A 23,903-nucleotide genomic window follows, 5' to 3' on the forward strand; every position below is an offset into this window, starting at 1 on the left:
AGGAGCAAACCCATGCAACAGTGGCTGTATCGTGCCGCCTGGCTGGCGGTATTGCCGGCAGCGCTGGCCGGCTGTGTGAATACCACCCAGAGCGGTGAAGTCGGTGCCAGTCGCAAGCAGCTGATGCTGCTGTCGCCGCAAGAGGTCGAGCAGGCCTCGGCCCAGGCTTACCTGCAGGAAAAACAGAAAGCCCAGGGCGCGGGCAAGCTCAATACCGACGCGGCGCTGACCCGTCGCGTGCGCGGCATCTCGCAAAAGCTGATCGCGCAGACGCCGGTGTTCCGCCCCGATGCGGCACGCTGGAACTGGGAAACCAATGTCACCGAGTCGGACCAGCTCAATGCCTACGCGATGGCTGGCGGCAAGATCATGGTCTACAGCGGCATCGTGCAAAAGCTGCGTCTGTCTGACGATGAGCTGGCCGCCATCATCGGCCACGAAATCGCCCACGCGCTGCGCGAGCACAGCCGCGAAGGCATGAGCCAGGCAGCGGCACAGAATCTGGGCCTGAACGTGATCGGCCAGCTGGCCGGCCTGTCGCAAGGGCAGATGGATCTGGCCTCGATCGCCACCGACCTGACACTGTCCAAGCCCAATAGCCGCACCATGGAATCCGAAGCCGACGTAATCGGCCTCGAGCTGATGGCGCGCGCCGGCTACAACCCGTCGGCGGCGGTGACACTGTGGCAGAAGATGCTGCAAGCCGGTGCCGGCAGCGGCCCGTCCTTCCTGTCGACTCACCCGTCCGGCCCGCAGCGTATCGAGGAAATCGAAAAACTGCTGCCACGCGTGATGCCGCTGTATCAGGCGGCGCGCAAGAAGTAAGCATCATGATTCGCCAGAACGGCCGCCAGCGGGCGGCCGTTTTGTCTGGATCAAGACAAGCCCTGCCGCATGATGGACAATGGCCGGCGTCCCGAACCCATTACGCACTCACAAGGCGTATCCAGAGCGATGACCTATCTCTACCTGAAAGCGTTTCACCTGTTTTTCGTGGTGTCCTGGTTTGCCGGCCTGTTCTATCTGCCGCGGCTCTACGTCAATCTGGCCATGGTCGAACACGGCAGCGCCGAACACAGCCGTCTGATCTTGATGTCGCAAAAGCTGCTGCGTTTCATGACGCCGCTGGGTGTGCTGGCGCTGCTGACCGGTCTGAGCCTGATGCTGGGATTCGGCATCAATGGCGGCTGGCTACATGCCAAACTGACCCTGGTTGCCGGGCTGATCGGCTACCATGGCTACTGCTTCAAGCTGCAGCGCGACTTTGCGGCCAACCTTAACCGCAAGAGTCATACCTGGTTCCGTGTGTTCAACGAGCTGCCAGTGCTGGTCTTGCTGGCCGTGATCATCCTCGTCATCGTCAAGCCATTCTGATGAAAGCCATTCTGTTACCCGTTTTGCTGGCCGCGACACTCAGCGCCTGCCAGCGCCAGGACTGTACTGACAGCGTATTCATCCTGTCTGCGCAGGACCTGGGCGATGTGCCTGCGGCCAACCTTGCCGCCATGCCCGGTCGCCTGCCGCCCGAGCAGGTGCCGCCCGGCCTGCAACGTGCCAGCGATGGCCATTATCCGGGCAGCAAGGTGTATTGCAGCGTGCAGGCCGCCAAGAGCGATGTCGACGATGCGATCAAAGGCAATCGTTTGCAGCCCGGCCAGCCGTGGTTTGTCTACCGGCTGGATGCACGTTGGCCGCAAGATGTTTATCCCTACCGCGAGGCCGACTGGCGTCTGAAAGCCCCGGCCCGCGCGATCAAGAAGGAAGCAAGCAAAGATGGCAGTTGAAATCGAGCGCCGTTTTCGGGTGAATGGTGAGGCCTGGCGAGGCCTCGCCGAGGGTGTGCGTTACCGCCAGGGTTATCTGTCGGTAGAAAAGGAACGCACCGTGCGCGTGCGCGTGGTCGGCGATCAGGCGTGGCTGACGCTGAAAGGACAGATCAGCGAGATCAGCCGCCACGAATTCGAATACACCATCCCTGTTACCGAGGCGCAGACCATCATGGACGCCATGTGCCCGATGGTGGTCGACAAGCTGCGTTACCGCATCGAGCTGGGTGGTTTCGTGTGGGAAGTTGACGAGTTCTTCGGCGACAACGCCGGCCTTGTGCTGGCCGAGATCGAGCTGCCATCAGAAGACACCGCCTTCGACAAGCCGGCATGGATCGGTGAAGAAGTCACCTTCGATGGTCGCTTTACCAATGCGCATCTGTCGAAGCATCCGTTTACCCGCTGGTAAGCGTTTCACGCAAAAAAGCCGCCACCCGCATGGGCTGGCGGCTTTTTTCATGGTGCGGCTGTGGCGGCGCTCTGGCTGATGGCCGCCAGCGCGCGGCAGAAAAGTGCAGATAGCGCCTGCGCCTGCGGGTGGCGGCTGCCCGGCGGGCGGTAGACCGCCAGGGGTACGGTACCCAGTGCGGGCAGGCGTGGCGGGGCGATGACGACGCTATCGGGTGGCGCGGTGTCGCACAGCAGGCCGGCGACGCCGAGTCCGGCGCGCACCGCCGCCTGTACTGCCGGCAGGCTGGCACTTTCGAACACGATATGCCAAGGTTGGCCGGCTTGTTCGAGTGCGGCCAACATGCGATCGCGCCAGGTGCAGGGCGGCGCAAACATCACCAGCGGCAGCGAGCCTTCGGGCAGGGTGAAATAACGGTCGGCATACCAGTGCAGCGGGCAGCCGTGGGTCTCGTCGGCCACCGCCGGCGGGGTTTGCCCGCTGCAGGGCGCGCTGACCACGATGTCCAGCTCGCCTTGCGCCATGTTGTGTAACAGGCCCTCACTCAAGCCCAGCTGGACTGACAGTCTGAGCCCGGGCTGGTGGGCGGCGAAGTCGGCGAACACCTGTGGCAGGCAGCTGCCGGCCAGATCCTCCAGCAGGCCGATACGCAAGGGAATGTTGGCCGCAGCGACGCTGGCGTACTGGCCGGTGATGCCATCTGTCAGCGCCAGCAGGCGGCGTGCGTGCGGCAACAGGCGCTCGCCGGCAGCTGTCAGCAGTACACCACGGGTACTGCGTTGCAGCAGGGTGCTGCCCAGTTGTTGTTCCAGTTTGCGCAACTGCAGGCTTAGGGCCGGTTGGGTCTTGTTCAGCTGCTGGGCAGCGCGGTTGATGCTGCCGTGATTGACGATGCTGACAAAGCTGCGCAACAGGCTGGTATCGAGGTCCATGGTTATAAGCTTTGCTTATGATGGTGCGTGAAAATGGCAGTCTACCTATAGCAGTCGGCCTTCGCTAGCATGGTGATCCTTAACCCTCTGGCGGAGCATGATATGTATCTGGCTGCACTGATGCTGGCGGTTGCCGGCTCCATCATCTATCACCTGTCGATCAAGCAGGTACCGGCCGGGGTCAACCCGTTTCTGGCCCTCGCCATCAGTTATGGTCTGGCCATGCTGGTGTGTCTGGCGGCGCTGCCGCTGGCGGTCGGCAGCCGCAGTCTTAGTGCCATGGACTGGAGCACGGCGGGCGTGGCGCTGGGCATTCTCGGCATCGAGCTGGGCTTCCTGTTGGCGTATCGCGCCGGCTGGAGCATGGGCGTGGCCGGGCTCAGCAGTACGGTATTGAGCACGCTGCTGTTGCTGCCGCTGGGCTACTGGCTGTTTCGCGAGACACTCTCCTTGCCGCGGCTGGCCGGTGCCGGCCTGAGCTTGACGGGGCTGTGGCTGATGCTGCAGAAATAAGCCTTCGCCGCCTTGCGGCCAACCTTGTCTGCCCGCCATGTTCTATCTGATCGCCCTGATTCTGCTGGCCATCCCCGTGGTGCTGTTTGCCTTGCTGTGGCAGGCGTGGCGGCATTTGCCGCGCTACGGTTTTGCCTTGCTGCTGATGGCGCTGGTGGCGATGCCGCTGTTTGCGTATCGCCACTATGAACGGCTGTGGGCGCTGCAGGTGGTGCCGGACGCCTTGCAGGTGGATCGCATCAGTTATCAGCTTGAGGAAACGTGGGGCTTCGGCCCCGGCGGCAACGAGGCCGGCTTTCGCGTCTATCCTTTGCCGCCGGCGGTGGCGGCGGCGATCAACCAGCGTGGCCTCGCGTTTTTTGACGAGATGCCGCCAAATGCCGATCAGGCCGGGCGCGAATGGCGCGGCGATTACGAGCAATGGCAGGCCACGCCCTTGCCGCTGGACAGCCGCTGGGGCGCCCCGCCCGGGCAGCGGCAGCTGGTTCTTGGCGACTACATTTGCCGTTACGGCTTTTGCATTGATATCGATGCACAGCTGGCGGCGCAGGCCAGCGCGGCGCTGGCCGAGCCGGGCAGCTATTACGCCTATGGCCGTATCGGCCTGTTGCTGGTCAGCCCGCGCCAGCAGCGCGTTTACTATCTGTTCAATGGCTAGCCGGGCAGGGCCTCGGCTTGAGCATTTCATTTATGCCGATGCTGTTCTATGATCTCGCCGCATTGATGTTTCCCCGCCGCCAAGCCGGTCACCGATACCCGAAAGATGCTGATGAGCAAGCCTGCGCCCGTGCTGCATTGCCCGCACTGCGATACCGAGCTGAAAACCCTCCACCCGTATTACGGCCTGAATGAGCATCGCGATATGCTGTTGGCGGCGGGTTGGCAGAATCTCCCGCCGCTGGAGGTGAAATACAGCCCGCTGCAGTTTGGCGAAAAACAGTTGTTGACCAACAGCTATCTGCTGTTTGGCGCGCTGGATTTTCTGGGCAGCTGCTGGCGTGCACTGCCACTGGCCGAAGACTGGGTGGCGGCTTTCAAGGCACGTTATGCGCGGCTGTATGAATGCAGTCACTGCCAGTGCCCGTTGTCATGGGCCGAGGCGAAAAAGCAGCCGGCTGCCGCCAATGCGGAAATGCGCTAGTCTGTGCCTTCCTGCTGAAGAGGCCCTGCCAATATGACCTATCTCGCTAGCTATTCTGCCAACGCGCCCGAGCGCAGCGCCGTGGACGCCTTGCCCGGCCTGACCCTGCTGGAGTTTGGCGTCGACTGGTGCCCGCATTGCCAGGGCGCGCAGCCTTTTATCCGCGAGGCCTTTGCTTCGCGGGCGGATATCACCCATATCAAGGTCGAAGACGGCCCCGGCCGCCGCCTGGGGCGCAGCTATCGCGTCAAACTGTGGCCAAGCCTGATCCTGCTGCGCGATGGTGTCGAAATCGCCCGTGTGGTGCGGCCAACGTCACTGGCCGACTTGCAGGCGCTGGCTGACGAGCAGGCCTGAGCGGCTGCGCCAGCGCAAGGTATTTGCCGGCAAGGCTGGCTGTCGGCCGCGATTTGCCGGACAATCCTGCCCGATTCTGTCGTGAGGCCGTCGTGCCTCACGCTACCCCATCGCGCCGGCTGGTTGTCCATCCGGCAGACAAGCTGACAGGTTGGCCGCAAGGTCGCCGGAAAGGAAAACAATGTCCCGCAATCTCGAACTGTTTGAACGTGGCAAGCAAGTCATTCCCGGTGGCGTGAATTCGCCGGTACGGGCTTTTGGCCAGGTCGGCGGCACGCCGCGTTTTGTGAAGCGTGCCGAAGGCGCGTATTTCTGGGATGCCGACGACAAGCAGTATCTCGACTATGTCGGCAGCTGGGGCCCGGCGATTCTCGGCCACGCCCATCCGGAAGTGGTGAAGGCGGTGCAGGAGGCGGCCGTGGGCGGCCTGTCTTTCGGCGCACCAACCGAAGGCGAGATCGAAATCGCCGAGGTGATCTGCGATTTGCTGCCATCGGTCGAGCAGGTGCGTCTGGTGTCGTCCGGCACCGAGGCGACCATGAGCGCGATTCGTCTGGCGCGCGGCTTTACCGGCCGTGACCTGATCATCAAGTTTGAAGGCTGCTACCACGGCCATTCCGACAGCCTGCTGGTGAAAGCCGGCTCCGGCCTGCTGACTTTCGGCAACCCGTCGTCCGGCGGCGTACCGGCTGACTTCACCAAGCACACGCTGGTGTTGCAGTACAACGATGTGCAGCAGCTGGCCGATACCTTCAAGGAGCTGGGCGACAAGATTGCCTGCGTGATCCTCGAGCCTATCGCCGGCAATATGAATCTGATCAAGCCATCGGCCGAATTCGTGAAGGCACTACGCGGCCTGACCGAGCAGCACGGCGCGGTGCTGATTTACGACGAAGTGATGACCGGCTTCCGCGTGGATTTGGGTTGCGCGCAAGGTCTGCACGGCATCACGCCGGATCTGACCACGCTGGGCAAGGTGGTTGGCGGCGGCATGCCGCTGGCGGCTTTTGGCGGTCGCGCCGACATCATGGCCAAGATCGCGCCGCTGGGTAATGTCTATCAGGCCGGCACGCTGTCGGGTAACCCGCTGTCGGTGGCTGCCGGTCTTGCCACGCTGCGCCTGATCCGCCAGCCGGGCTTTTACGCCACACTGTCGGCCAAGAGCGCCAGGTTGGCCGCAGGCTTTGCCGAGGCCGCCCAGGCAGCCGGCGTGCCGATGACCACCGACAGCGTCGGCGGCATGTTCGGCTTCTATTTCAGCGACAAGGTGCCGGCCAGCTACGCCGAAGCGACGCAATGCGACATTCCGCGCTTCAAGGCCTTCTTCCACGCCATGCTCGACGAGGGTGTGTATCTGGCACCATCGGCCTACGAAGCCGGCTTCATCTCCATCGCCCACAGCGATGAAATGATCGAACAGACCATTGCCGCCGCCCGCCGCGCGCTGACACGCGTATAATTACCGGCTGCCCAAAGGTTGGCCGCACACCTTTGCCGGGTGTGCGGCCTTTGTTTTTTCCGAATTTTGCCGATTGCTGCCGAATGTCCGATCTGTTCACCGTACCGACCGTAGACCAACTGACCGCCGCCCATCGTGCCGTGCTGCATGCACTGGCGCTTCTGCCTGCGGGCGAGACCAAGGCTGGCCTGCTGACGCTATTGCAGCTGAATCTGATCCGCGACGAGGGCGGCAAACCGGTGAATACCGAAAAGCTCGGCAATCTCCTGGCTGATCTCGAACACCAGGGCTGGATCGTGCGCACCTCCGGCCTGCCTTACCGCGTGGCACCGAATGCGCGCAACAGCGTGCTGTTGCAGCTGATGGACGACACCGTCGAGCTCAAGGGCTGGGAAGACCTGCTGACCGATCACCTGAGCTCGCCGGGCACGGCACGCGGCAAGCCCGACCTCGCGCAGATCCAGCTGCAGCTGTGGCTGGCCATTTTGCAGGGCAAGGTCGCACCGGCACAGGACTGGCTGCAGCGTTACCAGCAGGCCGCCAGTCATCACAGCGGCGCGCTGCCACAGGCGCCGTTCAAGCGGCTATTTGCCAATGCCGCCGGTCGCCAGCTGTTTGACCGGCTGGTGGACGACATCCAGGTGATGTTGCTGCTCGATTATCTGCCCGAGGCCAACTATCGCGCCGACACCTTCCGCGAGGGCTACCGCTATGCGCTGTCGCGGCTGGATGACGGCTACCGCGACTGGGACGAGCTGACCAGCCTGCTGCAATGGCAATACCTGCTGCGCGGCGAGTTGCCTTTGCTGCTGCGCGAAGCCAGCAGCGGCGAGGGCTTTGCCCTCAGCGGCATGTTCCTGCTGCATGTGGCCTCCGGCCGCCACGGCGAGGCGGTCGGCACGCTGCAGCAATGGCTGCAGGATCTCAAGAGCCAGACCGGCCAGCGCAAGATCGAGCTGCCGGCCGACGTCAACGCGCTGTATTGCATCGCGCTCTTGGGCAGCGACAACAGCACAGCACGCAATGCGGCGCTGAAAAGCGCGATCAGCAGCGGCATCCGCCAGCATCAGGGCCATAGCTACTATGTGCTGCAGCATCTGCTGATGCAGCTGGAAGGCGGCGTACCGGGCGGCCATATCGCCAGCCCCGAGCCTAGCCAGCTGGTCGGCCTTGATGGCCTGTTGCTGGCGCTGGCGCTGTACTGGCTGGATGTGAAGGCGGCGCGCACGCCGCAGTGGCAGCAGGCGTTGCGCCAGTTTGTCGAGCAGCTGCAACAGGAAGGCTATCTGTGGCTGGCCGGCGAAGTCGATGCGCTGATTGCCGCCCAGTTTGGCGGCGAAGCGCAGCTGACGGTGCTGCATGGCCAGTTCCGCCTCAAGCCGCTGCATCAGGCCTGGCGTCGGCAGGAGGCGTGGCAGCAGGCGCTGCAGGCGCTGCGCCAGATCGGCCCGGGCAACCAGAAAAGCAGCGAGCCGCGCAAGACCCAGGCCGAGAACCGTCTGGCCTGGTGGCTGAGTATCGGCGCGCATGGCGCGATGCTGGAAGCCCGCGAGCAGAAGCAGACCGGCAAGGGCCAGTGGAGCAAGGGCCGCAGCGTGGCGCTGCGCCGCCTGTTTGAAGGCGACGAGACGCTGGATTATCTGAGCGCGCAAGACGAGCGCATCATCGCCGCCTTGCGTCAGCAGTACGAACATCATCATGGCGGCAGCAGCTACGAGCTGGATGCCGAAAAAGTCTTGCCGCTGCTGGTGGGGCATCCGGCCGTGTTCTGGAGCGATGCGCCCGATGTCGGACTCGATGTGGTGGCCGGCAGCGTCACCATGCAGCTGCAGGAAGAGGGCGACACCATCCGCCTGGCGCTGGTGCCGGGCAAGATTCATGCCGAAAGCGAGATAGTCTGGCTGAAACAGACGCCGACGCGGTTGGCGGTGTACCAGATCAGCCGCGAAGTGCGGCAGATTGCGGCCGTGCTGGGCAAGGGCCTGTCGGTGCCGCGCGCTGCCAAAAACGAATTGCTGGAGGCGATCCGCGATATCGCGCCGCTGGTGCCGGTGCATACCGATATGGCCGAGCTGACTGCGCATATCGACAAGGTTGCCGCCGACGAACATCTGTACGCCCATCTGTTGCCGCTGCAGGAAGGCTTGCGCCTGCAATTGCTGGTGCGGCCGCTGCCGGGTGGCAACTGGTTCAACCCCGGCGAGGGGCTGGAGAACCTGGTCGGCGAAATCGATGGCAAGGCGGTGCGTGCGCGTCGCCAGCTGAAAAAAGAACTGAAGGCGCTCAAGCAGGTAGTTGACGCCTGTCCAAGGTTGGCCGCAAGCCAGGGCGAGTCGCTCGAATGGCTGCTGGCCGAGCCGCAGGAAGCGCTCGAAGTCTTGTCGGAACTGCAGGCGCTGGATAACAAGCTGCTGCAATGCGTGTGGCCGGAAGGCGAGCGCATGCGCATCAAGAGCCGGCGCGGCCTGCCACAGCTGGCACTGGGTATCCGCCAGCAGGGCGAGTGGTTCGTGCTGGGCGGCCAGCTGAAGCTGGACGACGGCCGCGTGCTGGCGCTGAAAGAGCTGCTGGACTTGCTGCGCGAGACGCCGGGCCGCTTCCTCAAGCTCGGTGATAACGACTGGCTGGCGCTGACTTCGGCGATGAAGGACAGGCTGCAGGCGCTGGCGGCGCTGGCCGATCACGAGAGCGCCGATGGCCTGCGTGTGTCGGCGCTGCTGGCTCCGCAACTGGCCGGCATGCTGGGCGATGTCGGCGAATGCAATGCCGACGGCGCGTGGCTGGAGCAGCAATCGCGCCTGCAGTCTTTGCAGGATTTCACCCCGGAAGTACCGGACACGCTGCAGGCCAGCTTGCGCGACTACCAGCGCGAGGGCTTTGCCTGGATGTCGCGGCTGGCCAAATGGGGCGTGGGCGCGTGTCTGGCCGACGATATGGGTCTGGGCAAGACCGTGCAGACACTGGCGCTATTGCTGACTCGCGCGGCCGACGGCCCGCAGCTGGTGGTGGCACCGACCTCGGTGGCGCTGAACTGGCTGTCCGAGGCCGCGCGTTTTGCGCCTTCGCTGAAAGTGCGCGCCTACCATCAGCAGCGCACGTTGGCAGGCCTGGCCTCCAATGATCTGGTGGTGGTCAGCTATGGCTTGCTGCAGCAGGATGCCGCGCAGTTTGCCGCTGTGCACTGGCAGACCGTGGTGCTCGACGAGGCGCAGGCGATCAAGAATGCCGGCACCAAGCGCGCACAGGCGGTGATGGATCTGCAGGCCGACTTCAGGTTGGCCGCGAGTGGTACACCGGTCGAGAACCATCTGGGCGAGCTGTGGAGCCTGTTCCGCTTCCTGAATCCGGGCCTGCTTGGCAGTCAGGAACGCTTTGCCCAGCGTTTCGGCCATCCGATCGAACGTGGCGATGACAATGCGCGTATCGCACTGAAGAACCTGATTCAGCCTTTCATCCTGCGTCGTACCAAGAACCAGGTGCTGACCGAGCTGCCGCCGCGCACCGAAATTACCCACAAGGTGCCGCTGTCGCCGGACGAGCTGCATCTGTACGAAGCCTTGCGCCAGCAGGCGGTGGAGAAGATCGACGAACTCAAGGGCGAGGATGGCCGCAGCGCGATGCAGGTGCTGGCCGAGATTACCCGTCTGCGCCGTTTCTGCTGCCACCCGAAACTGGTGATGAAGGACAGCGAGCTGTCCGGCAGCAAGCTGGCAGTGTTCGAAAAGCTGGTCGACGAGCTGATCGAGAACGGTCACAAGGCGCTGGTGTTCAGCCAGTTTGTCGACCATCTGACACTGGTAAAACAGTTGCTGGAAGCCAAGGGCGTGCGTCTGCAGTATCTGGACGGCACCACGCCGGCGCGGGCACGCAAGGAGCGTGTCGATGCCTTCCAGAAGGGCGACGGCGATATTTTCCTGATCAGCCTGAAAGCCGGCGGCACCGGCCTCAATCTGACCGAGGCCGATTATGTGATTCACCTCGACCCGTGGTGGAACCCGGCGGTCGAGGATCAGGCATCCGACCGTGCTTATCGAATGGGTCAGCAACGTCCGGTAACGGTTTATCGCCTGGTGGCCGAGCACACGATCGAAGAACAGATCGTGGCGCTGCACGCGGCCAAGCGGGATCTGGCCGACAGCTTGCTGGAAGGTGGTGATGCCAGCGCCAAGCTCGATGCCGAGGCCTTGCTGGCGCTGCTGCGCGGCGAGTAAAGGCGGGCGGCCGGGCTGGCCGCTTTACTTGTTCTGGATCAAGAACCCATATTGGGTGCAGGCATAGCATGGTGGTGAAGCAATAGTGAAACCACCCGAATAGAAGGAGTTGCCCATGTTCCCGGAATATCGCGAATTGATTACCAGCCTGAAAGGTCAGGACGCACATTTCACTCGCCTGTTCGACAAGCACAATGAAATCGACCAGCAGATCAAGAATATGGAATCCCGCATCGAGCCGGGTTCGGCCGTTGAGATCGAAGATCTGAAAAAAGAGAAACTGAAGCTGAAAGACGAGCTGTATGTGATCCTGAAGGCCGCTGCAACCGCCTGATCATGCTCGGGCCGCTCTGCGGCCAACATGAAAAACCGCCACCCCGATCGGGCTGGCGGTTTTTGTTTGGCTACTCAGCCACCCAGCGCGGCGAGCAGGCTGTCTTTGCTGCTGTTTTCTTCGAGCACTTCGCGAATGCGGTTGAAGGCCTTGGCCGCCAGGTCCGGGTGCTTGGCAAACGGGGTCAGGCCGTCATAGCCCCAGCCAGCCGCTGCCAGCACCTGCTTGCGATAACTCATGCCATCCGGCCCGCTGCCGCCCATTGCCAGCAGGCGCTGCTCGATCAGCACATGCGGGAAGGGGGTGCGTCTGAGCGTCATGAAGTGGGCAGACAGGACTTCTTCGGTGATCAGCATTTGAGGTGTCTCCATCGAGTGATTCTTGAAGTGAAGGCGCTGCGTCGGCAAATGGCAAGTTGTCAGTGTTGCCTGCGGTGGTCAGGTGGATATGGGTGTTGTGCTGGACGGAAATTTCCTATGCTGAAGCCAGAGCAAATAACTTTATGAATCAGATGCTTGATGCTTATTGCATTGTTGTGCAGGCAAAAACGCATACCGGGAGGCAGGCATGCTCAGAAATATTTCCATAGCCAGCAGGATTACTGGTGGTTTTCTCGTGGTGCTGTTGTTGTTGCTGATCATCGTGGCTGATGGCCTGTATGCCTTTCACAGCATCAATAGTGATGTGAACCGCCTGGTGGGCCAGGATCTGGCATTCAATCAGGCAGTGCAGAATGTCCGGGCCGAAGTCGGTAATTTGCGCCGTTACGAGAAAGACAGCTTCATCACGCTGGCCGATGCCAAGAAGCACGCCGAGTATCACGACAAATGGCAGAAGGCGATGGCAGCCGTGCGGCAATCGGTTGATAGTGCCGAAAAGGCTAACGATGCCCCGGCCGCTGTCGACAAGCTCAGGCAGCTGCGTGAACGGTTGAAGGGTTATGAAGAAGGCTATGCTCAGGTGTATGCCGGCGTGCAGGCCGGCAGTTTTGCCGCGACCAGCGATGCCAACAAGGCGCTGGACAAGTTCAAGGATCAGATTCGCGGCACCGAAGAGCTGACCAAGGAGCTGGTATCCGGTATCGAAGGCGAGGTTGTTGCGCGGCAAAATGAGCTGATTGCCCAGATCGCGCAATCGCGGATGCTGATGCTGGTACTGGGTGCACTGGCACTATTGCTGGCAATTGCCGTGGCCTGGCTGGTGACCCGCTCCATTCGCCAGCCGCTGGACCAGATCTGCGTGCTGACCGAAACGCTGGCCAGCGAGCGTGATCTGACGGTGCAGCTGCCATCGTTTGGCAAGAACGAGATCGGCCGCGTCGGCAGTTCGCTGAATGGGCTGTTGCAGACTATCCGCCATCTGATCGCCGAGTCGCATGATCACTCTGCCCGGCTGGTCGGTGCGGCAGACCGTCTGTCCAGCGTGAATCAGGATATTACCGAGGCGGCGGCGATGCAGTCGCAGGCGGCAGCGGCCAGCGCTGCCTCAATCGAGCAACTGACAGTCAGCATCAATGTGATGGCCGATAATGCTGCCGAAGTCGAAAGCCATGTGCGCAGTACCTCGCTGGCTGCCGGCAGCGGCAGCATGCAGGCAGATCAGGCCAAGGTGCAGATCGAGCGCATTGCCGACAGTATCGCCAGGACCTCCTCGACCATGGATGCGCTGAATCAGCGTTCGAACGAGATCGGCGACATCGTGCGGGTGATTCACGATATTGCCGACCAGACCAATCTGCTGGCGCTGAATGCAGCAATCGAGGCGGCGCGTGCGGGGGAGCTTGGCCGCGGCTTTGCCGTGGTGGCCGATGAAGTGCGCAAGCTGGCCGAGCGCACCACCAGTGCCACCAACGAAATTACCGAGCGGATACGCGCGGTGCAAGGCGACACCACGCTGGCTTACGGCAATATGCAAGAAGCGGCCAATATGATCAGCAGCGGGGTAGACGAGACCCGCAAGGTGAGTCTGGCGCTGGGTGACATTCATCGTTATTCGCAGGAAGCCGTCGGCAAGGTGGCGGAAATGGCCAGTGCCGTCAAAGAGCAGAGTATCGCCAGCCAGGGTATTGCGATGAACGTCGAGCAGATCGCGCAGATGAACGACAGTACCCGACAGTCGGTTAACGAGGCAGCTGTCCTTGCCAGCGGGCTCAAGCAGCAGTCGGGCGAGCTCGACCACAGCATCTCGCGCTTCAAGGTGTGATGCTTGTAGTTTTGGAATTACCTTTGGTCGGTTTAATTAACCGGCCATTGTGATTAATGGCAGTGTTTTTGCTATTAATCAGATGAAAAACAGTGAATTTTTCGACTTTCAAAAATAATTCTGAAGCAATCGGACTACAAATGCGGGAAAATACGGGTTAACCCTAAACCCGTCCAAAACCGAGGTTGTTCATGTCCGTGCAAGCCCCGTCCTTCGTCCGCCACCAGAAACTGATCAACTGGGTAGCCGAAATCGCTGCCCTGACCAAGCCCGCCGCCATTCATTGGGTAGATGGTTCCGATGCCGAAAATCGCCAGCTGCTGGAGCTGATGGTTTCTGCCGGCACCCTGAAACCGCTGAACCCGGAAAAGCGTCCGAATTCTTACGCGGCCTTCTCTGACCCGTCCGATGTGGCGCGGGTCGAAGACCGTACCTATGTGTGCTCGCAGCAACGCGAGGATGCCGGCCCGAACAATAACTGGATGGAACCGGCCGAGATGCGCAACACGCTGAACGGCCTGTTTGATGGCTGTATGGCTGGCCGCGTGATGTATGTAATCCCGTTCAGCATGGGCCCGCTGGGTTCGCCGATTGCCCATATCGGCATCGAGATTACCGACTCGCCTTATGTGGTGGCATCGATGCGCATCATGACGCGCATGGGCAAGGCGGTTTACGAGGTGCTGGGCGAGGATGGCGACTTTGTGCCATGCGTGCACACTGTCGGCGCACCGTTGGCCGCAGGCGAAGCCGACAAGCCGTGGCCGTGCAATCCGGACACCAAATACATCGTGCACTATCCGGAAACCCGCGAAATCTGGTCTTATGGTTCCGGCTACGGCGGCAATGCACTGCTGGGCAAGAAGTGTTTCGCGCTGCGCATCGCCTCGACCATGGGACGTGAGCAGGGCTGGCTGGCCGAGCACATGCTGATTCTGGGCGTGGAAAGTCCGAAGGGCGAAAAGAGCTATGTGGCAGCGGCTTTCCCTAGCGCCTGCGGCAAGACCAACTTTGCCATGCTGATTCCGCCCAAGACCTACGACGGCTGGAAAGTCACCACCGTTGGCGACGACATTGCCTGGATCAAGCCGGCAGCCGACGGCAAGCTGTACGCGATCAATCCGGAAAACGGCTACTTCGGTGTGGCACCGGGCACGTCGGTGAAGTCCAACCCGAATGCGATGGCGATGCTGAACGAAGGCGTGATCTTCACCAATGTGGCGCTGACCGACGACGGCGATGTGTGGTGGGAAGGCATGACCAAGGAGGCCCCTGCGCATCTGATCGACTGGCAGGGCAAGGACTGGACGCCGGAAATCGCCAGGGAAACCGGCCGCAAGGCGGCGCATCCGAATGCGCGTTTTACCGTGTCGGCCGCCAAGTGCCCGTCGCTGGATCCGGCGTGGAACGACGCTGCCGGCGTGCCAATCTCGGCCTTCATCTTCGGTGGCCGCCGCTCGTCCACCGTGCCGCTGGTGTTTGAAGCGGCCAGCTGGGAAGACGGCGTCTACATGGCCGCCACCATGGGTTCGGAAACCACCGCGGCGGCCTTCGGGGCGCAGGGTGTGGTACGCCGTGACCCGTTTGCGATGCTGCCGTTCTGCGGCTATCACATGGGTGCCTACTTCCAGCACTGGCTGGATATGGCCGGCAAGGTCGACAAGCTGCCGGGCATCTTCTGCGTGAACTGGTTCCGTACAGACGACGAAGGCAAGTTCATCTGGCCGGGCTTTGGCGACAATATGCGCGTGCTGGAATGGATCATCGGCCGCGTGCAGGGCACTGCCGCTGCCCACGACAGCGTGCTGGGCTTTGTGCCGTCTTACGAGCACCTGAACTGGGAAGGGTTGGACGGCTTTGGCCAGCAGCACTTCAACCGGCTGATGACGCTGGATCAGACGGCCTGGCAGCAAGAGCTGGCTGCTCACGACGAGTGGTTTGCCAAGCTGGCCGACAAGCTGCCTGCGGCGCTGGCCGAGCGTCGCAAAGTACTGGCTGCCGCCTTGTCCTGAGTCCGCGCTGATTCGAGATAGTTGGCCGCATGCGGCCAAGCTTGGCAACAAATCCCTGCTTAAGGCAGGGATTTGTCATTTTATGGCCAATAGTTGCACAAGAATGCAATCGGGATTATCGTTGGCGTCCCGATAAACCCTTTACTGCCCATTCTCCATGGTGCAGGTCAGGAGTGTTCTTTATGTTTCGCTGGTTTGAACGGCGGATAGATGCCTATCCGTCTGCCCCTCCGCAACAGCCGCCTTCCGGCTTTTTCCCCTTTATCTGGTCTGCCACGGTCGGCATGCGTGGCCTGATCGCCTGCATGATCGTGCTGACTGCCATCATCGGTGCTTTTGAAGCGCTGCTGTTTGCCATGCTCGGCAATATTGTTGACTGGCTGTCCAAAGTCGAGCCGGCCAGTCTGTGGCAAACGCAGCAACAGCAGTTGCTGACCCTGCTTGGCATCCTGTTTGGCAGTGTCTTGCTGGTGGCGTTGCAGGCATTGTGCAAATACCAGGGCCTTGCGGCCAACTTCCCGATGCGCCTGCGCTGGCAGTTTCACCGCCATCTGCTGGGCCAGAGCATGAGCTTTTACCAGGACGAGTTTGCCGGCCGCGTGTCGGCCAAGGTGATGCAGACGGCACTGGCCGTGCGCGAAACGGTGATGATCGTGGCCGATATCCTGGTCTTCATCGTGATCTACTTCGTCACCATGGTGGCGGTGGTCGGCAGTTTTGATGCTTGGCTGCTATTGCCTTTCGGTGGCTGGCTGGCCTGTTATCTGCTGACGCTGAAGTTCTTCGTGCCGCGCCTGGGCGTCGCCGCCAAGGCGCAGGCCGATGCGCGCAGCCTGATGACCGGCCGGGTGACTGATGCCTATACCAATATCGCCACCGTCAAATTGTTTGCCCATTCCTCGCGTGAGGCGGATTTCGCCAAGGGCGCGATGGAAGAGTTCATGCAGACGGCCTATCGTCAGATGCGGCTGGTCAGCGGCTTCGAGATGGTCAACCACTTCCTCAGCATGTTGCTGATTGCCAGTACGGCCGGTGCGGCGGTTTGGCTGTGGATGCAGGGGCAGGTCGGTGTCGGCGCGGTGGCAGCGGCCACAGCAATGGCGCTGCGCCTGAACGGTATTTCGCACTGGATCATGTGGGAGATGGCCAATCTGTTCGAGCAGATCGGCACGGTGCAGGACGGCATCACCACGCTGAGCAAGCCGGTGGCGATTGTCGATGCGCCACAGGCGCAGCCGCTCAAGGTTGGCCGCGGCGAGCTGAAGTTTGATCAGGTGCGCTTTGCCTACGGTGGCGAGCGGGTGGTGATTGACGGCCTGAATCTGACCATCCGCCCGGGCGAGAAGATCGGTCTGGTGGGCCGCAGCGGTGCCGGCAAGTCCACCATCACCAATCTCCTGCTGCGTTTTTATGATCTGGAATCCGGCCGCATCCTGATTGACGGCCAGGACATCAGTCAGGTGACGCAAGACAGCCTGCGCGCGCAGATCGGCATGGTGACGCAGGATACTTCGCTGCTGCATCGCTCGGTGCGCGACAACCTGCTGTACGGCCGGGTGGATGCCAGCGACGAAGACATGATGGCGGCGGCGCGCAAGGCCGAGGCGCATGATTTCATCGAGACGCTGAGCGATCCGAATGGCCGCACCGGCTACGATGCCCATGTCGGCGAACGTGGCGTGAAGCTGTCTGGCGGCCAACGTCAGCGTGTGGCGATTGCGCGGGTGATGCTGAAGGATGCACCGATTCTGCTGCTGGACGAGGCGACCAGTGCGCTGGATTCGGAAGTCGAAGCGGCGATTCAGGGCAGCCTGTACCGGCTGATGGAAGGCAAGACCGTGGTGGCGATTGCCCACCGCCTGTCGACCATCGCGGCGATGGACAGACTGATCGTGCTCGACAAGGGCCGCATCGTCGAAGAGGGCTCACACGAGGCGCTATTGGCCAAGGGCGGCTTGTACGCGCGACTGTGGGCGCATCAGAGTGGCGGTTTCCTAGGCGAGGAAATCGATGCCGAAGAAGAGCAGGCCTTGGCTGCCGGCTCGGGCACGGCCGCTGGCGAGACAGCCGGCCAGCTCACAACGCAGGACTGATGCGTTTGGCCAGCTCGATTGCCTTCATGCTGGCCGCCACATCTCCCTGCACCCCGGCCTTGGCATACCAGCGGATCGCCTGTTCGATATCGAGCCGCACGCCAAGGCCTTTTTCATACATGCTGGCAATCAGGTATTGCGCGCCGGCATCGCCCTGTTCGGCGGCGCGCAGATACCAGTAGGCGGCTCGGCTGTTGTCTTGTGGCGCGCCACGACCGAGATAGAACTGGGTAGCCAGATCGATCTGGGCAACGGTCAGGCCATGGTTGGCCGCACGGTCAAACCAGAACGTCGCCTGCGGCAGCGAGCGGCTGACGGTGTCGCCGCTTTCATACAGCACGCCCAGTGCGTGCTCGGCCTGGGCCAGCCCGGCATCGGCCGCCTGTTGCAGCCAGCGCAGGCCGGCCTTGCGGTCTGACAGTCCGCCTTCCTTGCGCCAGTGCATCATCGCCAGATTGTAGGCGGCCACGCGATCGCCCTGCTGGGCAGCCAGCTCGAACTGCGCGCGGGCGCTACTCATATCCCCTTGCTGATAAGCTTCCCAACCGGGGACGATGCTGACTTCGTCTGCCGCCGAAACGGGCAGGGCAAACAGACTACATAGCAGAACGAGTGGCAGGATCTTCATGGCGCGTCCTCCCGCCGGGTCTAGCCGCCCCAGCGCCGCAAGATGGCATCCAGCGCACCGGCTTTCTGTGCGCTGTCGAGGGCCTGTGCAAACTCGCTGGCACGTGCCTCATCCATCTTATTGAAGGCCACATAACGCGGCATGACAATCAGCGGTTTGTCGAGCACGCGCAGACGATTGGTGGCATTGATCTGCCTGGCCAGAAATAACAGCTGGGTCTTGTCACCGACAATCACGTCGACGCGGCCAGCCAGCAGCATGGCCAGCAGCTGGGCGGGATTCTGGGCGCTGAGATCGCGTGTCAGTTCGGCGCGGTCGAATTCCGGCTCATAGCTGTAACCGCGCACCTGGCCGATGACATAGGGTTTCAGATCGGCAAAGCTGCGCCACTGACGCAGGGGCAACTCGGTGCGGGTGATGATGACCGTCGTGCCCTGGCGGATGGGGCCAACGAGGCGGTACTGGGCAAAGCGTTCCGGCGTGCCGGCAAACTGGAAGGCCATCTCGACATCGCCGCGAGCCAGCATTTGCTTGACGCGTTCCCACGGGTAGAGCCGCAAGTTGTGGCCGATATTGCCGGTTTTGAGAATGGTCTGTACCAGCTCGACATCGAGGCCGCTGCTTTGCTGGGCGCTATCGAGATAGCTGTAAGGCGGGAACTGCTCGTCACCGGCCACGCGCCAAGCTTCGGCGTGGGCCCATGACGAGAATAGCAACAGAAGACTGAGAAAACGCATGATGGCTTCCCGATCCGAGTCTGACTACCACTAGCGAACCTTGCTCCAGTTCGCGATGGCTTCCTTGCGGTTGTCCGCTTGCTGGCCGATGGCCGAACAGGTGCCCTGACCGGCGTAATGGCTGCATTGCACCCAGAAACGGCGCGAGCCGGCCTTGACGACTTCGGCAGGTTGGCCGCATTTCGGGCAGGGTTTGAGCGGGCTGGCAGTATTGTCGGTCATGATCATCACGAATGGCGGAATAGGGCGGGCATCATAACAAAAAAGCATGCGGCCAACCCTGGCCGCATGCTGTCAGTCAGACTCAGGCTTTGACCGGATTGATGGCGATTTCGACGCGGCGGTTCTTCGCGCGGCCATCGGCGGTGTCGTTACCGGCTACCGGCTGGCTCGGGCCATAGCCGACAGTGTGGATGCGGCTGCTGGCCACGCCATTCTGCTGCAACACGGCGGCTACCGAGCCGGCACGCTGTTCTGACAGGCGCTGGTTCAGCGCGAGGGTGCCGGTATTGTCGGTATGGCCGGACACGGTCATGGTGGTATCCGGATATTCAGCCAGTACGCCGGCAACATCACGCAGCGTCTTCACGGCGCTGGCACCCAGTGCCGAGCTGCCGGTGGCAAAGGTAATGTTTTCCGGCATCACCAGCTTGATCTGGTCGCCGACACGCTGCACCTGTACCTGGCTGCCAGCCAGCTTGTCGCGCAGCAGTTTTTCCTGATGGTCCATATAGGCACCGACACCGGCACCGATGATGCCGCAAGCCAGCGCCGAATTGCGTGCGCCCTTGCCGCCATTGGTGATGGCACCGACGATGCCGCAAGCAGCCGCAGCACCCAGGCCATAGGTGGCAGTCTTGTTCATTTCGCGCTGGCCGGTTTGCGGGTTGACGGCGCAGGCACTCAGGGTTACGGCAACAGTAGCCAGCAGCAGGGATTTGAACGGGATATTCATGCACATTCCTTTTTGAAAATCACAGGATGCAGGGTGGCGGCTCGTCTGGCAGTGCAGACGGCAATGCCGGCGTATTTAACAGTTATCGACCGCGATTGGCGATACGCCAAGCTTTTGCATGGCCGAAAGTGGCCCTGCCACCCCAGCTTGTCGCGGTTTTATCATGACATAAGCAGGCATGCAGCAAAAAACGCGTGCAACTTGGGGGTTGCCACGCGTTTCGATAGGCTTTCTTACGGACTGTTAACAAAATGCCCGCCGGGCAAGCCGTGTGCCCGTTTGTCGGCTCAGGCCAGCTTCAGCACGGCTTTGGCTACCGCCTCGGCGATCTTGATGCCGTCGACACCGGCCGACAGGATGCCGCCCGCGTAGCCGGCACCTTCACCGGCCGGATACAGGCCGCGCACGTTCAGGCTCTGCAAGTCCTCGCCACGGGTAATGCGCAGCGGCGAGCTGGTGCGGGTTTCGAGGCCGGTCAGCACCGCGTCGTCCATCGCATAGCCGCGAATCTGCTTGTTGAACGCAGGAATGGCCTCGCGCAGCGCCTCTACCGCATACGGCGGCAGGATGCTGGTGAGGTCGGTCATTTTCACGCCAGGCTTGTAGGACGGTTCGACTTCGCCAAGCCGGGTCGAGGCGCGGCCAGCCATAAAATCGCCCACCAGCTGGGCCGGGGCTTCGTAGTTTTCACCGCCGAGCTTGAATGCCAGCTCTTCCAGTTGGCGTTGCAGCGCAATGCCGGCCAACGGGCCTTCGCCCGGATAGTCTTCCGGCGAAATGCTGACCACCAGCGCCGAGTTGGCATTGCGCTCGTTACGCGAATACTGGCTCATGCCATTGGTGACCACGCGGCCTGGCTCGGAGGCAGCGGCCACCACGGTACCGCCCGGGCACATACAGAAGCTGTATACCGCGCGGCCGTTGCTGGCGTGATGCACCAGCTTGTAGTCGGCCGCACCCAGAATCGGGTGACCCGCGTGTTTGCCCCAGCGTGCCTGGTCGATCAGCGATTGCGGGTGCTCGATACGGCAGCCGATGGAAAACGGCTTGGCCTCCATATACACGCCACGCGCATGCAGCATCTCGAAGGTGTCGCGCGCGCTGTGTCCCAGCGCCAGTACCACATGGTCAGACAGGATCTGCTCGTCATTGGCCAGCACCACGCCGCGCATCTGCTTCTGGCCATCGGCCTGCTCGTCCAGCAAGAGGTCGGTGACTTTGTGTTCGAAGCGGATTTCGCCGCCCAGCGCGATGATCTCGGCGCGCATTTTCTCCACCATCGTTACCAGCTTGAAGGTGCCGATATGCGGCTTGGCGACGTAGACGATTTCTTCGGGCGCACCGGCCTTCACGAATTCGGCAATCACTTTGCGGCCAAGGTAGCGCGGGTCCTTGATCTGGCTGTACAGCTTGCCGTCGGAGAAGGTCCCTGCGCCGCCTTCGCCATATTGCACGTTCGATTCCGGATTCAGCTCGTTCTTGCGCCACAGGCCCCAGGTATCCTTGGTGCGCTGTCGCACTTCCTTGCCGCGCTCCAGCACGATGGGCTTGAAGCCCATTTGCGCGAGGATCAAGGCTGCGAAAATCCCGCAGGGGCCAAAGCCGATCACCAGCGGACGGCTGGACAGCTCGGCCGGGGCCTGGCCGACATAGTAGTAAGTCATGTCCGGCGTGACGCTGATCTGCTTGTCGTGGCGCAGGGTCTTCAGCAGGGCGGCTTCGTTCGCCACTTCGGCGTCGATGATGTAGATCAGCTGCTGTGAAGAGCGGCGCGCATCATAGCTGCGCTTGAATACGGTGAAGCTGGCCAGCTCGCTGGCGGCGATGCCCAGGCGGGCGAGAATGGCGGCTTGCAGCTCGTGTTCCTGATGGTCGAGCGGCAGCTTGATTTCGGCAATGCGGATCATGGGGTTTCCTGGCGGCGGGCTGTGCCGCAATAGTTCAGTAAAATCAACAGGGTGCGTATTGTAGCGATGGCCAGTGGCGGCGACAACGTTGGCCGCATGCGGCCAACCTTACAGCAGGCCTAGCTCGCGCGCCGTCAGCCACACGCGCGCGTCAAACTCGCGCTGGTGGTAGTCGGGCATCATGTGGCAGCACAGCTGGTAAAACGCCTTGTCGTGGTTTTTTTCTTTCAGGTGAGCAAGCTCGTGCACCACGATCATCTCGAGAAACTCGGGCGCGCCATCGCGAAACAGCGTGGCCACGCGGATCTCGTTCTTGCTCTTGAGCTTGCCGCCCTGCACGCGCGAGATGAAGGCATTGGTGCCCAGCGTGCCTTTCACCGGGTGCATGGTGTTGTCGTACAGCACCTTGGCCAGTGGCGGAGCGTTTTTCAGATAGCGTTGCTTGAGTGCCTGCACATAGTCGTACAGTGCACGGTCAGACTGGACGTCATGGCCGTCCGGATAACGTTTGGCCAGCCAGCCGGCCAGCTGCTGTTGGTCGATCAGGGTTTGTACCTGCTGCTGCAGGCTGGCGGGATAGGCAGAAAGATAGATAAGCGCGGACATGCGGCATTGTACGCATCAGTCACCCGGACTGGCCATATGGGCACAATTACGCCCCAGCCGTTTGGCCTCGTACAGCGCAAAGTCGGCTCTTTGCAGCAGGTCATCGAGGCTTTCCTGCGGATTGTGCATACCGGCAGCCCCGATGCTGATGGTCAGCTGGATGGTCTTGTCGGCCCACGGAATCTGCAGCTGGCCGACAGCGTTGATCAGCCTTTGTGCCAGCAGCATCGCCTGCTCGACATTCTCCTTGGGCAGCAGCACGCAGAACTCCTCACCGCCCCAGCGTGCGACGGTGTCCGAATCGCGGACCAGCGACAGCAGCAATTGACTGACCTCGCGCAAGACCATATCGCCCGCCGCATGGCCAAGGCTATCGTTGATCATCTTGAAGTAGTCCAGATCTATCATCAGGATGCTGAAGTTTTGCTGGTAGCGGCGATACAGCTGCAGCGACTGCATGCAGCGCTCCAGCAGGATGCGGCGGTTGTAGAGGCCGGTCAGCATGTCGTGCTGAGCCTGGCGGGCTAGCTCCTGCTCGGCGTGCAGGCGCGCGTCCTCTAGCTCGCGTACATGCAATAGCGTGGCAATGCTGTCCGAGACGGCCTGCAGTTGCTGGATGGTTTCCTTGTCAAAGCCACCGGCGCGGTTCATCAGCACCATCACCCCCAGCACCTCATCATGAAACTGGCAGGGGATGGCCAGCAGCGATTTGACGCCGACCGGGTTGCCGCCGCCAGGCTGGATGCATTGCAGCTGGGCTTTTTCGAACACGCGCTGGAAGATCGGGTCCATGCGCGCCAGTTGGTAGCGGCCGGCGGTGTAGTCCAGTTGCGGCGTCAGCCAGGACATGGCGTCACTGTCGTGGTGTACGAGACTGGGAATATCGAGTTGCTGTTTGTCTGACTGTTTTTTGCTGATGCTGCCGATGAAGGCGAGGGTGGCTTGGGTGGATTTGAGCAGGGGCACCAGAATGCTCAGACAGGCCGCGGCCATGTCGCGCTCCAGCAGAAAGCTGATCTGCGCCTGGTTGATGGTGATCAGCAGATTGCGCTGGCGTTGCAGCAGCTCGATTGCCATGCGCTTGCGGATCAGCTCGGAAACCAGATCGGCCAGCGCCTGCAGTTGCTCGCGGGCGGCGAGATCGAATTCGCGTGGCTTGCTGTCGATCAGGCACAGCGTGCCGATGATCAGATCATTGCTGATGGCCAGCGGCGCGCCGGCGTAAAAGCGGATTTCAGGCCCTTGCACGACCAGCGGGTTATCCGAAAAACGGTCATCCAGCAGGGCATTGTTCACCACCAGCATTTTCTCGTCGGCAACCACATGGCCGCAGAAGGAAATGTCGCGGCCGGTTTCGCAGGCATCCAGTCCGACCTTGGCCTTGAACCATTGCCGCTGGCTGTCTATCAGCGAGATCAGCGCGATCGGTACGCCAAACTGCCGGGCAGCCAGCTGGACGATGAGGTCGAATTCGATCTCTGCCGGGGTGTCGAGCAGGGCAGTCTGCTGCAACAGGGCCAGGCGGGCCGACTCGCACGACGGAAAGGCAGGTTGCAACACGGCAGGCTCCGCGCAGGACAG

At 61.9% G+C, this 23,903-nt stretch carries 23 protein-coding genes; 14 read left to right on the forward strand and 9 right to left on the reverse strand.

What is annotated here, in order from left to right; all coding sequences use genetic code 11:
* The first annotated feature begins 12 nt into the window (after positions 1 to 12).
* From ACZ9W6_RS07045 to ACZ9W6_RS07060, 4 genes are all read left to right on the forward strand, one after another.
* Entirely contained in the window at positions 13 to 825 is an 813-nt protein-coding gene (locus ACZ9W6_RS07045) for a M48 family metallopeptidase (protein ID WP_465190386.1), read from the forward strand.
* A gap of 129 nt (positions 826 to 954) precedes the next feature.
* A complete protein-coding gene (locus tag ACZ9W6_RS07050; RefSeq protein WP_465190387.1) occupies positions 955 to 1,374 on the forward strand; it encodes a CopD family protein in 420 nt (139 codons plus the stop codon).
* Positions 1,374 to 1,784 carry a DVU_2496 family lipoprotein gene (locus ACZ9W6_RS07055; RefSeq protein ID WP_465190388.1) on the forward strand — a complete coding sequence of 137 codons (411 nt, stop codon included), beginning with the start codon at positions 1,374 to 1,376 and terminating at the stop codon, positions 1,782 to 1,784. Before ACZ9W6_RS07050 ends, ACZ9W6_RS07055 begins: the two co-directional genes overlap by 1 nt.
* The gene (locus ACZ9W6_RS07060) at positions 1,774 to 2,235 is read left to right on the forward strand and encodes a CYTH domain-containing protein (RefSeq protein ID WP_465190389.1); all 462 of its coding nucleotides are present in this window, start codon (positions 1,774 to 1,776) and stop codon (positions 2,233 to 2,235) included. Before ACZ9W6_RS07055 ends, ACZ9W6_RS07060 begins: the two co-directional genes overlap by 11 nt.
* A 47-nt stretch (positions 2,236 to 2,282) precedes the next feature.
* Here ACZ9W6_RS07060 and ACZ9W6_RS07065 read toward each other — a convergent pair whose 3' ends face one another.
* Complete coding sequence (locus ACZ9W6_RS07065) at positions 2,283 to 3,167, reverse strand: LysR family transcriptional regulator (RefSeq protein WP_465190390.1); 885 nt, start codon at positions 3,165 to 3,167, stop codon at positions 2,283 to 2,285.
* A gap of 102 nt (positions 3,168 to 3,269) precedes the next feature.
* On the opposite strand from ACZ9W6_RS07065, the gene ACZ9W6_RS07070 reads away from it, so the two are divergent.
* The 7 genes from ACZ9W6_RS07070 to ACZ9W6_RS07100 all read left to right on the forward strand — a co-directional run bounded on the left by ACZ9W6_RS07070 (position 3,270) and on the right by ACZ9W6_RS07100 (position 11,182).
* A complete protein-coding gene (locus ACZ9W6_RS07070; protein ID WP_465190391.1) occupies positions 3,270 to 3,680 on the forward strand; it encodes an EamA family transporter in 411 nt (136 codons plus the stop codon).
* A gap of 37 nt (positions 3,681 to 3,717) precedes the next feature.
* Entirely contained in the window at positions 3,718 to 4,338 is a 621-nt protein-coding gene (locus tag ACZ9W6_RS07075) for a hypothetical protein (RefSeq protein WP_465190392.1), read from the forward strand.
* A 111-nt stretch (positions 4,339 to 4,449) separates the two neighbouring features.
* On the forward strand, positions 4,450 to 4,821 hold the full coding sequence (locus tag ACZ9W6_RS07080; RefSeq protein ID WP_465190393.1) for a hypothetical protein: 372 nt from the start codon (positions 4,450 to 4,452) through the stop codon (positions 4,819 to 4,821).
* A gap of 33 nt (positions 4,822 to 4,854) precedes the next feature.
* Entirely contained in the window at positions 4,855 to 5,178 is a 324-nt protein-coding gene (locus ACZ9W6_RS07085; protein ID WP_465190394.1) for a thioredoxin family protein, read from the forward strand.
* Positions 5,179 to 5,359: 181 nt separating this feature from the next.
* Complete coding sequence (hemL, locus tag ACZ9W6_RS07090; protein ID WP_465190395.1) at positions 5,360 to 6,637, forward strand: glutamate-1-semialdehyde 2,1-aminomutase; 1,278 nt, start codon at positions 5,360 to 5,362, stop codon at positions 6,635 to 6,637.
* 83 nt (positions 6,638 to 6,720) lie between these two features.
* Positions 6,721 to 10,848, forward strand: a complete 4,128-nt coding sequence (locus ACZ9W6_RS07095) for a DEAD/DEAH box helicase (RefSeq protein WP_465190396.1) — start codon at positions 6,721 to 6,723, stop codon at positions 10,846 to 10,848.
* A 115-nt stretch (positions 10,849 to 10,963) separates the two neighbouring features.
* The gene (locus ACZ9W6_RS07100) at positions 10,964 to 11,182 is read left to right on the forward strand and encodes a YdcH family protein (protein WP_465190397.1); all 219 of its coding nucleotides are present in this window, start codon (positions 10,964 to 10,966) and stop codon (positions 11,180 to 11,182) included.
* Positions 11,183 to 11,256: 74 nt separating this feature from the next.
* Here the strand turns inward: ACZ9W6_RS07100 and ACZ9W6_RS07105 are convergent, their stop codons facing one another.
* The gene (locus tag ACZ9W6_RS07105) at positions 11,257 to 11,538 is read right to left on the reverse strand and encodes a hypothetical protein (protein WP_465190398.1); all 282 of its coding nucleotides are present in this window, start codon (positions 11,536 to 11,538) and stop codon (positions 11,257 to 11,259) included.
* A 211-nt stretch (positions 11,539 to 11,749) separates the two neighbouring features.
* Between ACZ9W6_RS07105 and ACZ9W6_RS07110 the strand changes: the two genes are divergently transcribed.
* From ACZ9W6_RS07110 to ACZ9W6_RS07120, 3 genes are all read left to right on the forward strand, one after another.
* Positions 11,750 to 13,384 (forward strand): methyl-accepting chemotaxis protein, encoded by a 1,635-nt coding sequence (locus tag ACZ9W6_RS07110; protein WP_465190399.1) that lies wholly within the window; start codon positions 11,750 to 11,752, stop codon positions 13,382 to 13,384.
* A gap of 191 nt (positions 13,385 to 13,575) precedes the next feature.
* On the forward strand, positions 13,576 to 15,396 hold the full coding sequence (locus ACZ9W6_RS07115; protein ID WP_465190400.1) for a phosphoenolpyruvate carboxykinase (GTP): 1,821 nt from the start codon (positions 13,576 to 13,578) through the stop codon (positions 15,394 to 15,396).
* Between the two features lie 182 nt (positions 15,397 to 15,578).
* A complete protein-coding gene (locus tag ACZ9W6_RS07120) occupies positions 15,579 to 17,489 on the forward strand; it encodes an ABC transporter ATP-binding protein (RefSeq protein ID WP_465190401.1) in 1,911 nt (636 codons plus the stop codon).
* On the opposite strand, the gene ACZ9W6_RS07125 is transcribed toward ACZ9W6_RS07120, so the two are convergent.
* The 7 genes from ACZ9W6_RS07125 to ACZ9W6_RS07155 all read right to left on the reverse strand — a co-directional run bounded on the left by ACZ9W6_RS07125 (position 17,473) and on the right by ACZ9W6_RS07155 (position 23,882).
* Positions 17,473 to 18,117, reverse strand: coding sequence for a tetratricopeptide repeat protein (locus ACZ9W6_RS07125; protein ID WP_465190402.1), 645 nt, complete (start codon positions 18,115 to 18,117; stop codon positions 17,473 to 17,475). The two genes, ACZ9W6_RS07120 and ACZ9W6_RS07125, sit on opposite strands and share 17 nt — an antisense overlap.
* Before the next feature lie 20 nt (positions 18,118 to 18,137).
* Positions 18,138 to 18,854, reverse strand: coding sequence for a substrate-binding periplasmic protein (locus ACZ9W6_RS07130; protein WP_465190403.1), 717 nt, complete (start codon positions 18,852 to 18,854; stop codon positions 18,138 to 18,140).
* A 30-nt stretch (positions 18,855 to 18,884) separates the two neighbouring features.
* Positions 18,885 to 19,124 carry a Lar family restriction alleviation protein gene (locus ACZ9W6_RS07135; protein ID WP_465190404.1) on the reverse strand — a complete coding sequence of 80 codons (240 nt, stop codon included), beginning with the start codon at positions 19,122 to 19,124 and terminating at the stop codon, positions 18,885 to 18,887.
* Between the two features lie 34 nt (positions 19,125 to 19,158).
* Positions 19,159 to 19,809, reverse strand: a complete 651-nt coding sequence (locus ACZ9W6_RS07140) for a YiaD family glycine zipper/OmpA-like lipoprotein (protein ID WP_465190405.1) — start codon at positions 19,807 to 19,809, stop codon at positions 19,159 to 19,161.
* Positions 19,810 to 20,096: 287 nt separating this feature from the next.
* Positions 20,097 to 21,716: an NAD(P)/FAD-dependent oxidoreductase gene (locus ACZ9W6_RS07145; RefSeq protein WP_465190406.1), complete on the reverse strand. Its 1,620-nt coding sequence runs from the start codon at positions 21,714 to 21,716 to the stop codon at positions 20,097 to 20,099.
* 108 nt (positions 21,717 to 21,824) lie between these two features.
* Positions 21,825 to 22,322, reverse strand: a complete 498-nt coding sequence (locus tag ACZ9W6_RS07150; RefSeq protein ID WP_465190407.1) for a YgjP-like metallopeptidase domain-containing protein — start codon at positions 22,320 to 22,322, stop codon at positions 21,825 to 21,827.
* Between the two features lie 15 nt (positions 22,323 to 22,337).
* Complete coding sequence (locus tag ACZ9W6_RS07155; protein ID WP_465190408.1) at positions 22,338 to 23,882, reverse strand: diguanylate cyclase; 1,545 nt, start codon at positions 23,880 to 23,882, stop codon at positions 22,338 to 22,340.
* Positions 23,883 to 23,903 lie beyond the last annotated feature (21 nt).

The organism is Vogesella lacus, from assembly GCF_979366295.1.

What these genes read in the sequence shown, in the direction of transcription:
- ACZ9W6_RS07130 (WP_465190403.1), bottom strand. Translation starts at nt 18,854, where the DNA reads ATGCGTTTTCTCAGTCTTCTGTTGCTATTCTCGTCATGGGCCCACGCC.
- ACZ9W6_RS07085 (WP_465190394.1), top strand. Translation starts at nt 4,855, where the DNA reads ATGACCTATCTCGCTAGCTATTCTGCCAACGCGCCCGAGCGCAGCGCC.
- ACZ9W6_RS07080 (WP_465190393.1), top strand. Translation starts at nt 4,450, where the DNA reads ATGAGCAAGCCTGCGCCCGTGCTGCATTGCCCGCACTGCGATACCGAG.
- ACZ9W6_RS07065 (WP_465190390.1), bottom strand. Translation starts at nt 3,167, where the DNA reads ATGGACCTCGATACCAGCCTGTTGCGCAGCTTTGTCAGCATCGTCAAT.
- ACZ9W6_RS07060 (WP_465190389.1), top strand. Translation starts at nt 1,774, where the DNA reads ATGGCAGTTGAAATCGAGCGCCGTTTTCGGGTGAATGGTGAGGCCTGG.
- ACZ9W6_RS07095 (WP_465190396.1), top strand. Translation starts at nt 6,721, where the DNA reads ATGTCCGATCTGTTCACCGTACCGACCGTAGACCAACTGACCGCCGCC.
- ACZ9W6_RS07125 (WP_465190402.1), bottom strand. Translation starts at nt 18,117, where the DNA reads ATGAAGATCCTGCCACTCGTTCTGCTATGTAGTCTGTTTGCCCTGCCC.
- ACZ9W6_RS07115 (WP_465190400.1), top strand. Translation starts at nt 13,576, where the DNA reads ATGTCCGTGCAAGCCCCGTCCTTCGTCCGCCACCAGAAACTGATCAAC.
- ACZ9W6_RS07050 (WP_465190387.1), top strand. Translation starts at nt 955, where the DNA reads ATGACCTATCTCTACCTGAAAGCGTTTCACCTGTTTTTCGTGGTGTCC.
- ACZ9W6_RS07140 (WP_465190405.1), bottom strand. Translation starts at nt 19,809, where the DNA reads ATGAATATCCCGTTCAAATCCCTGCTGCTGGCTACTGTTGCCGTAACC.
- ACZ9W6_RS07145 (WP_465190406.1), bottom strand. Translation starts at nt 21,716, where the DNA reads ATGATCCGCATTGCCGAAATCAAGCTGCCGCTCGACCATCAGGAACAC.
- ACZ9W6_RS07135 (WP_465190404.1), bottom strand. Translation starts at nt 19,124, where the DNA reads ATGCTTTTTTGTTATGATGCCCGCCCTATTCCGCCATTCGTGATGATC.
- ACZ9W6_RS07100 (WP_465190397.1), top strand. Translation starts at nt 10,964, where the DNA reads ATGTTCCCGGAATATCGCGAATTGATTACCAGCCTGAAAGGTCAGGAC.
- ACZ9W6_RS07110 (WP_465190399.1), top strand. Translation starts at nt 11,750, where the DNA reads ATGCTCAGAAATATTTCCATAGCCAGCAGGATTACTGGTGGTTTTCTC.
- ACZ9W6_RS07070 (WP_465190391.1), top strand. Translation starts at nt 3,270, where the DNA reads ATGTATCTGGCTGCACTGATGCTGGCGGTTGCCGGCTCCATCATCTAT.
- ACZ9W6_RS07150 (WP_465190407.1), bottom strand. Translation starts at nt 22,322, where the DNA reads ATGTCCGCGCTTATCTATCTTTCTGCCTATCCCGCCAGCCTGCAGCAG.
- ACZ9W6_RS07075 (WP_465190392.1), top strand. Translation starts at nt 3,718, where the DNA reads ATGTTCTATCTGATCGCCCTGATTCTGCTGGCCATCCCCGTGGTGCTG.
- ACZ9W6_RS07055 (WP_465190388.1), top strand. Translation starts at nt 1,374, where the DNA reads ATGAAAGCCATTCTGTTACCCGTTTTGCTGGCCGCGACACTCAGCGCC.
- ACZ9W6_RS07045 (WP_465190386.1), top strand. Translation starts at nt 13, where the DNA reads ATGCAACAGTGGCTGTATCGTGCCGCCTGGCTGGCGGTATTGCCGGCA.
- ACZ9W6_RS07105 (WP_465190398.1), bottom strand. Translation starts at nt 11,538, where the DNA reads ATGCTGATCACCGAAGAAGTCCTGTCTGCCCACTTCATGACGCTCAGA.
- hemL (WP_465190395.1), top strand. Translation starts at nt 5,360, where the DNA reads ATGTCCCGCAATCTCGAACTGTTTGAACGTGGCAAGCAAGTCATTCCC.
- ACZ9W6_RS07120 (WP_465190401.1), top strand. Translation starts at nt 15,579, where the DNA reads ATGTTTCGCTGGTTTGAACGGCGGATAGATGCCTATCCGTCTGCCCCT.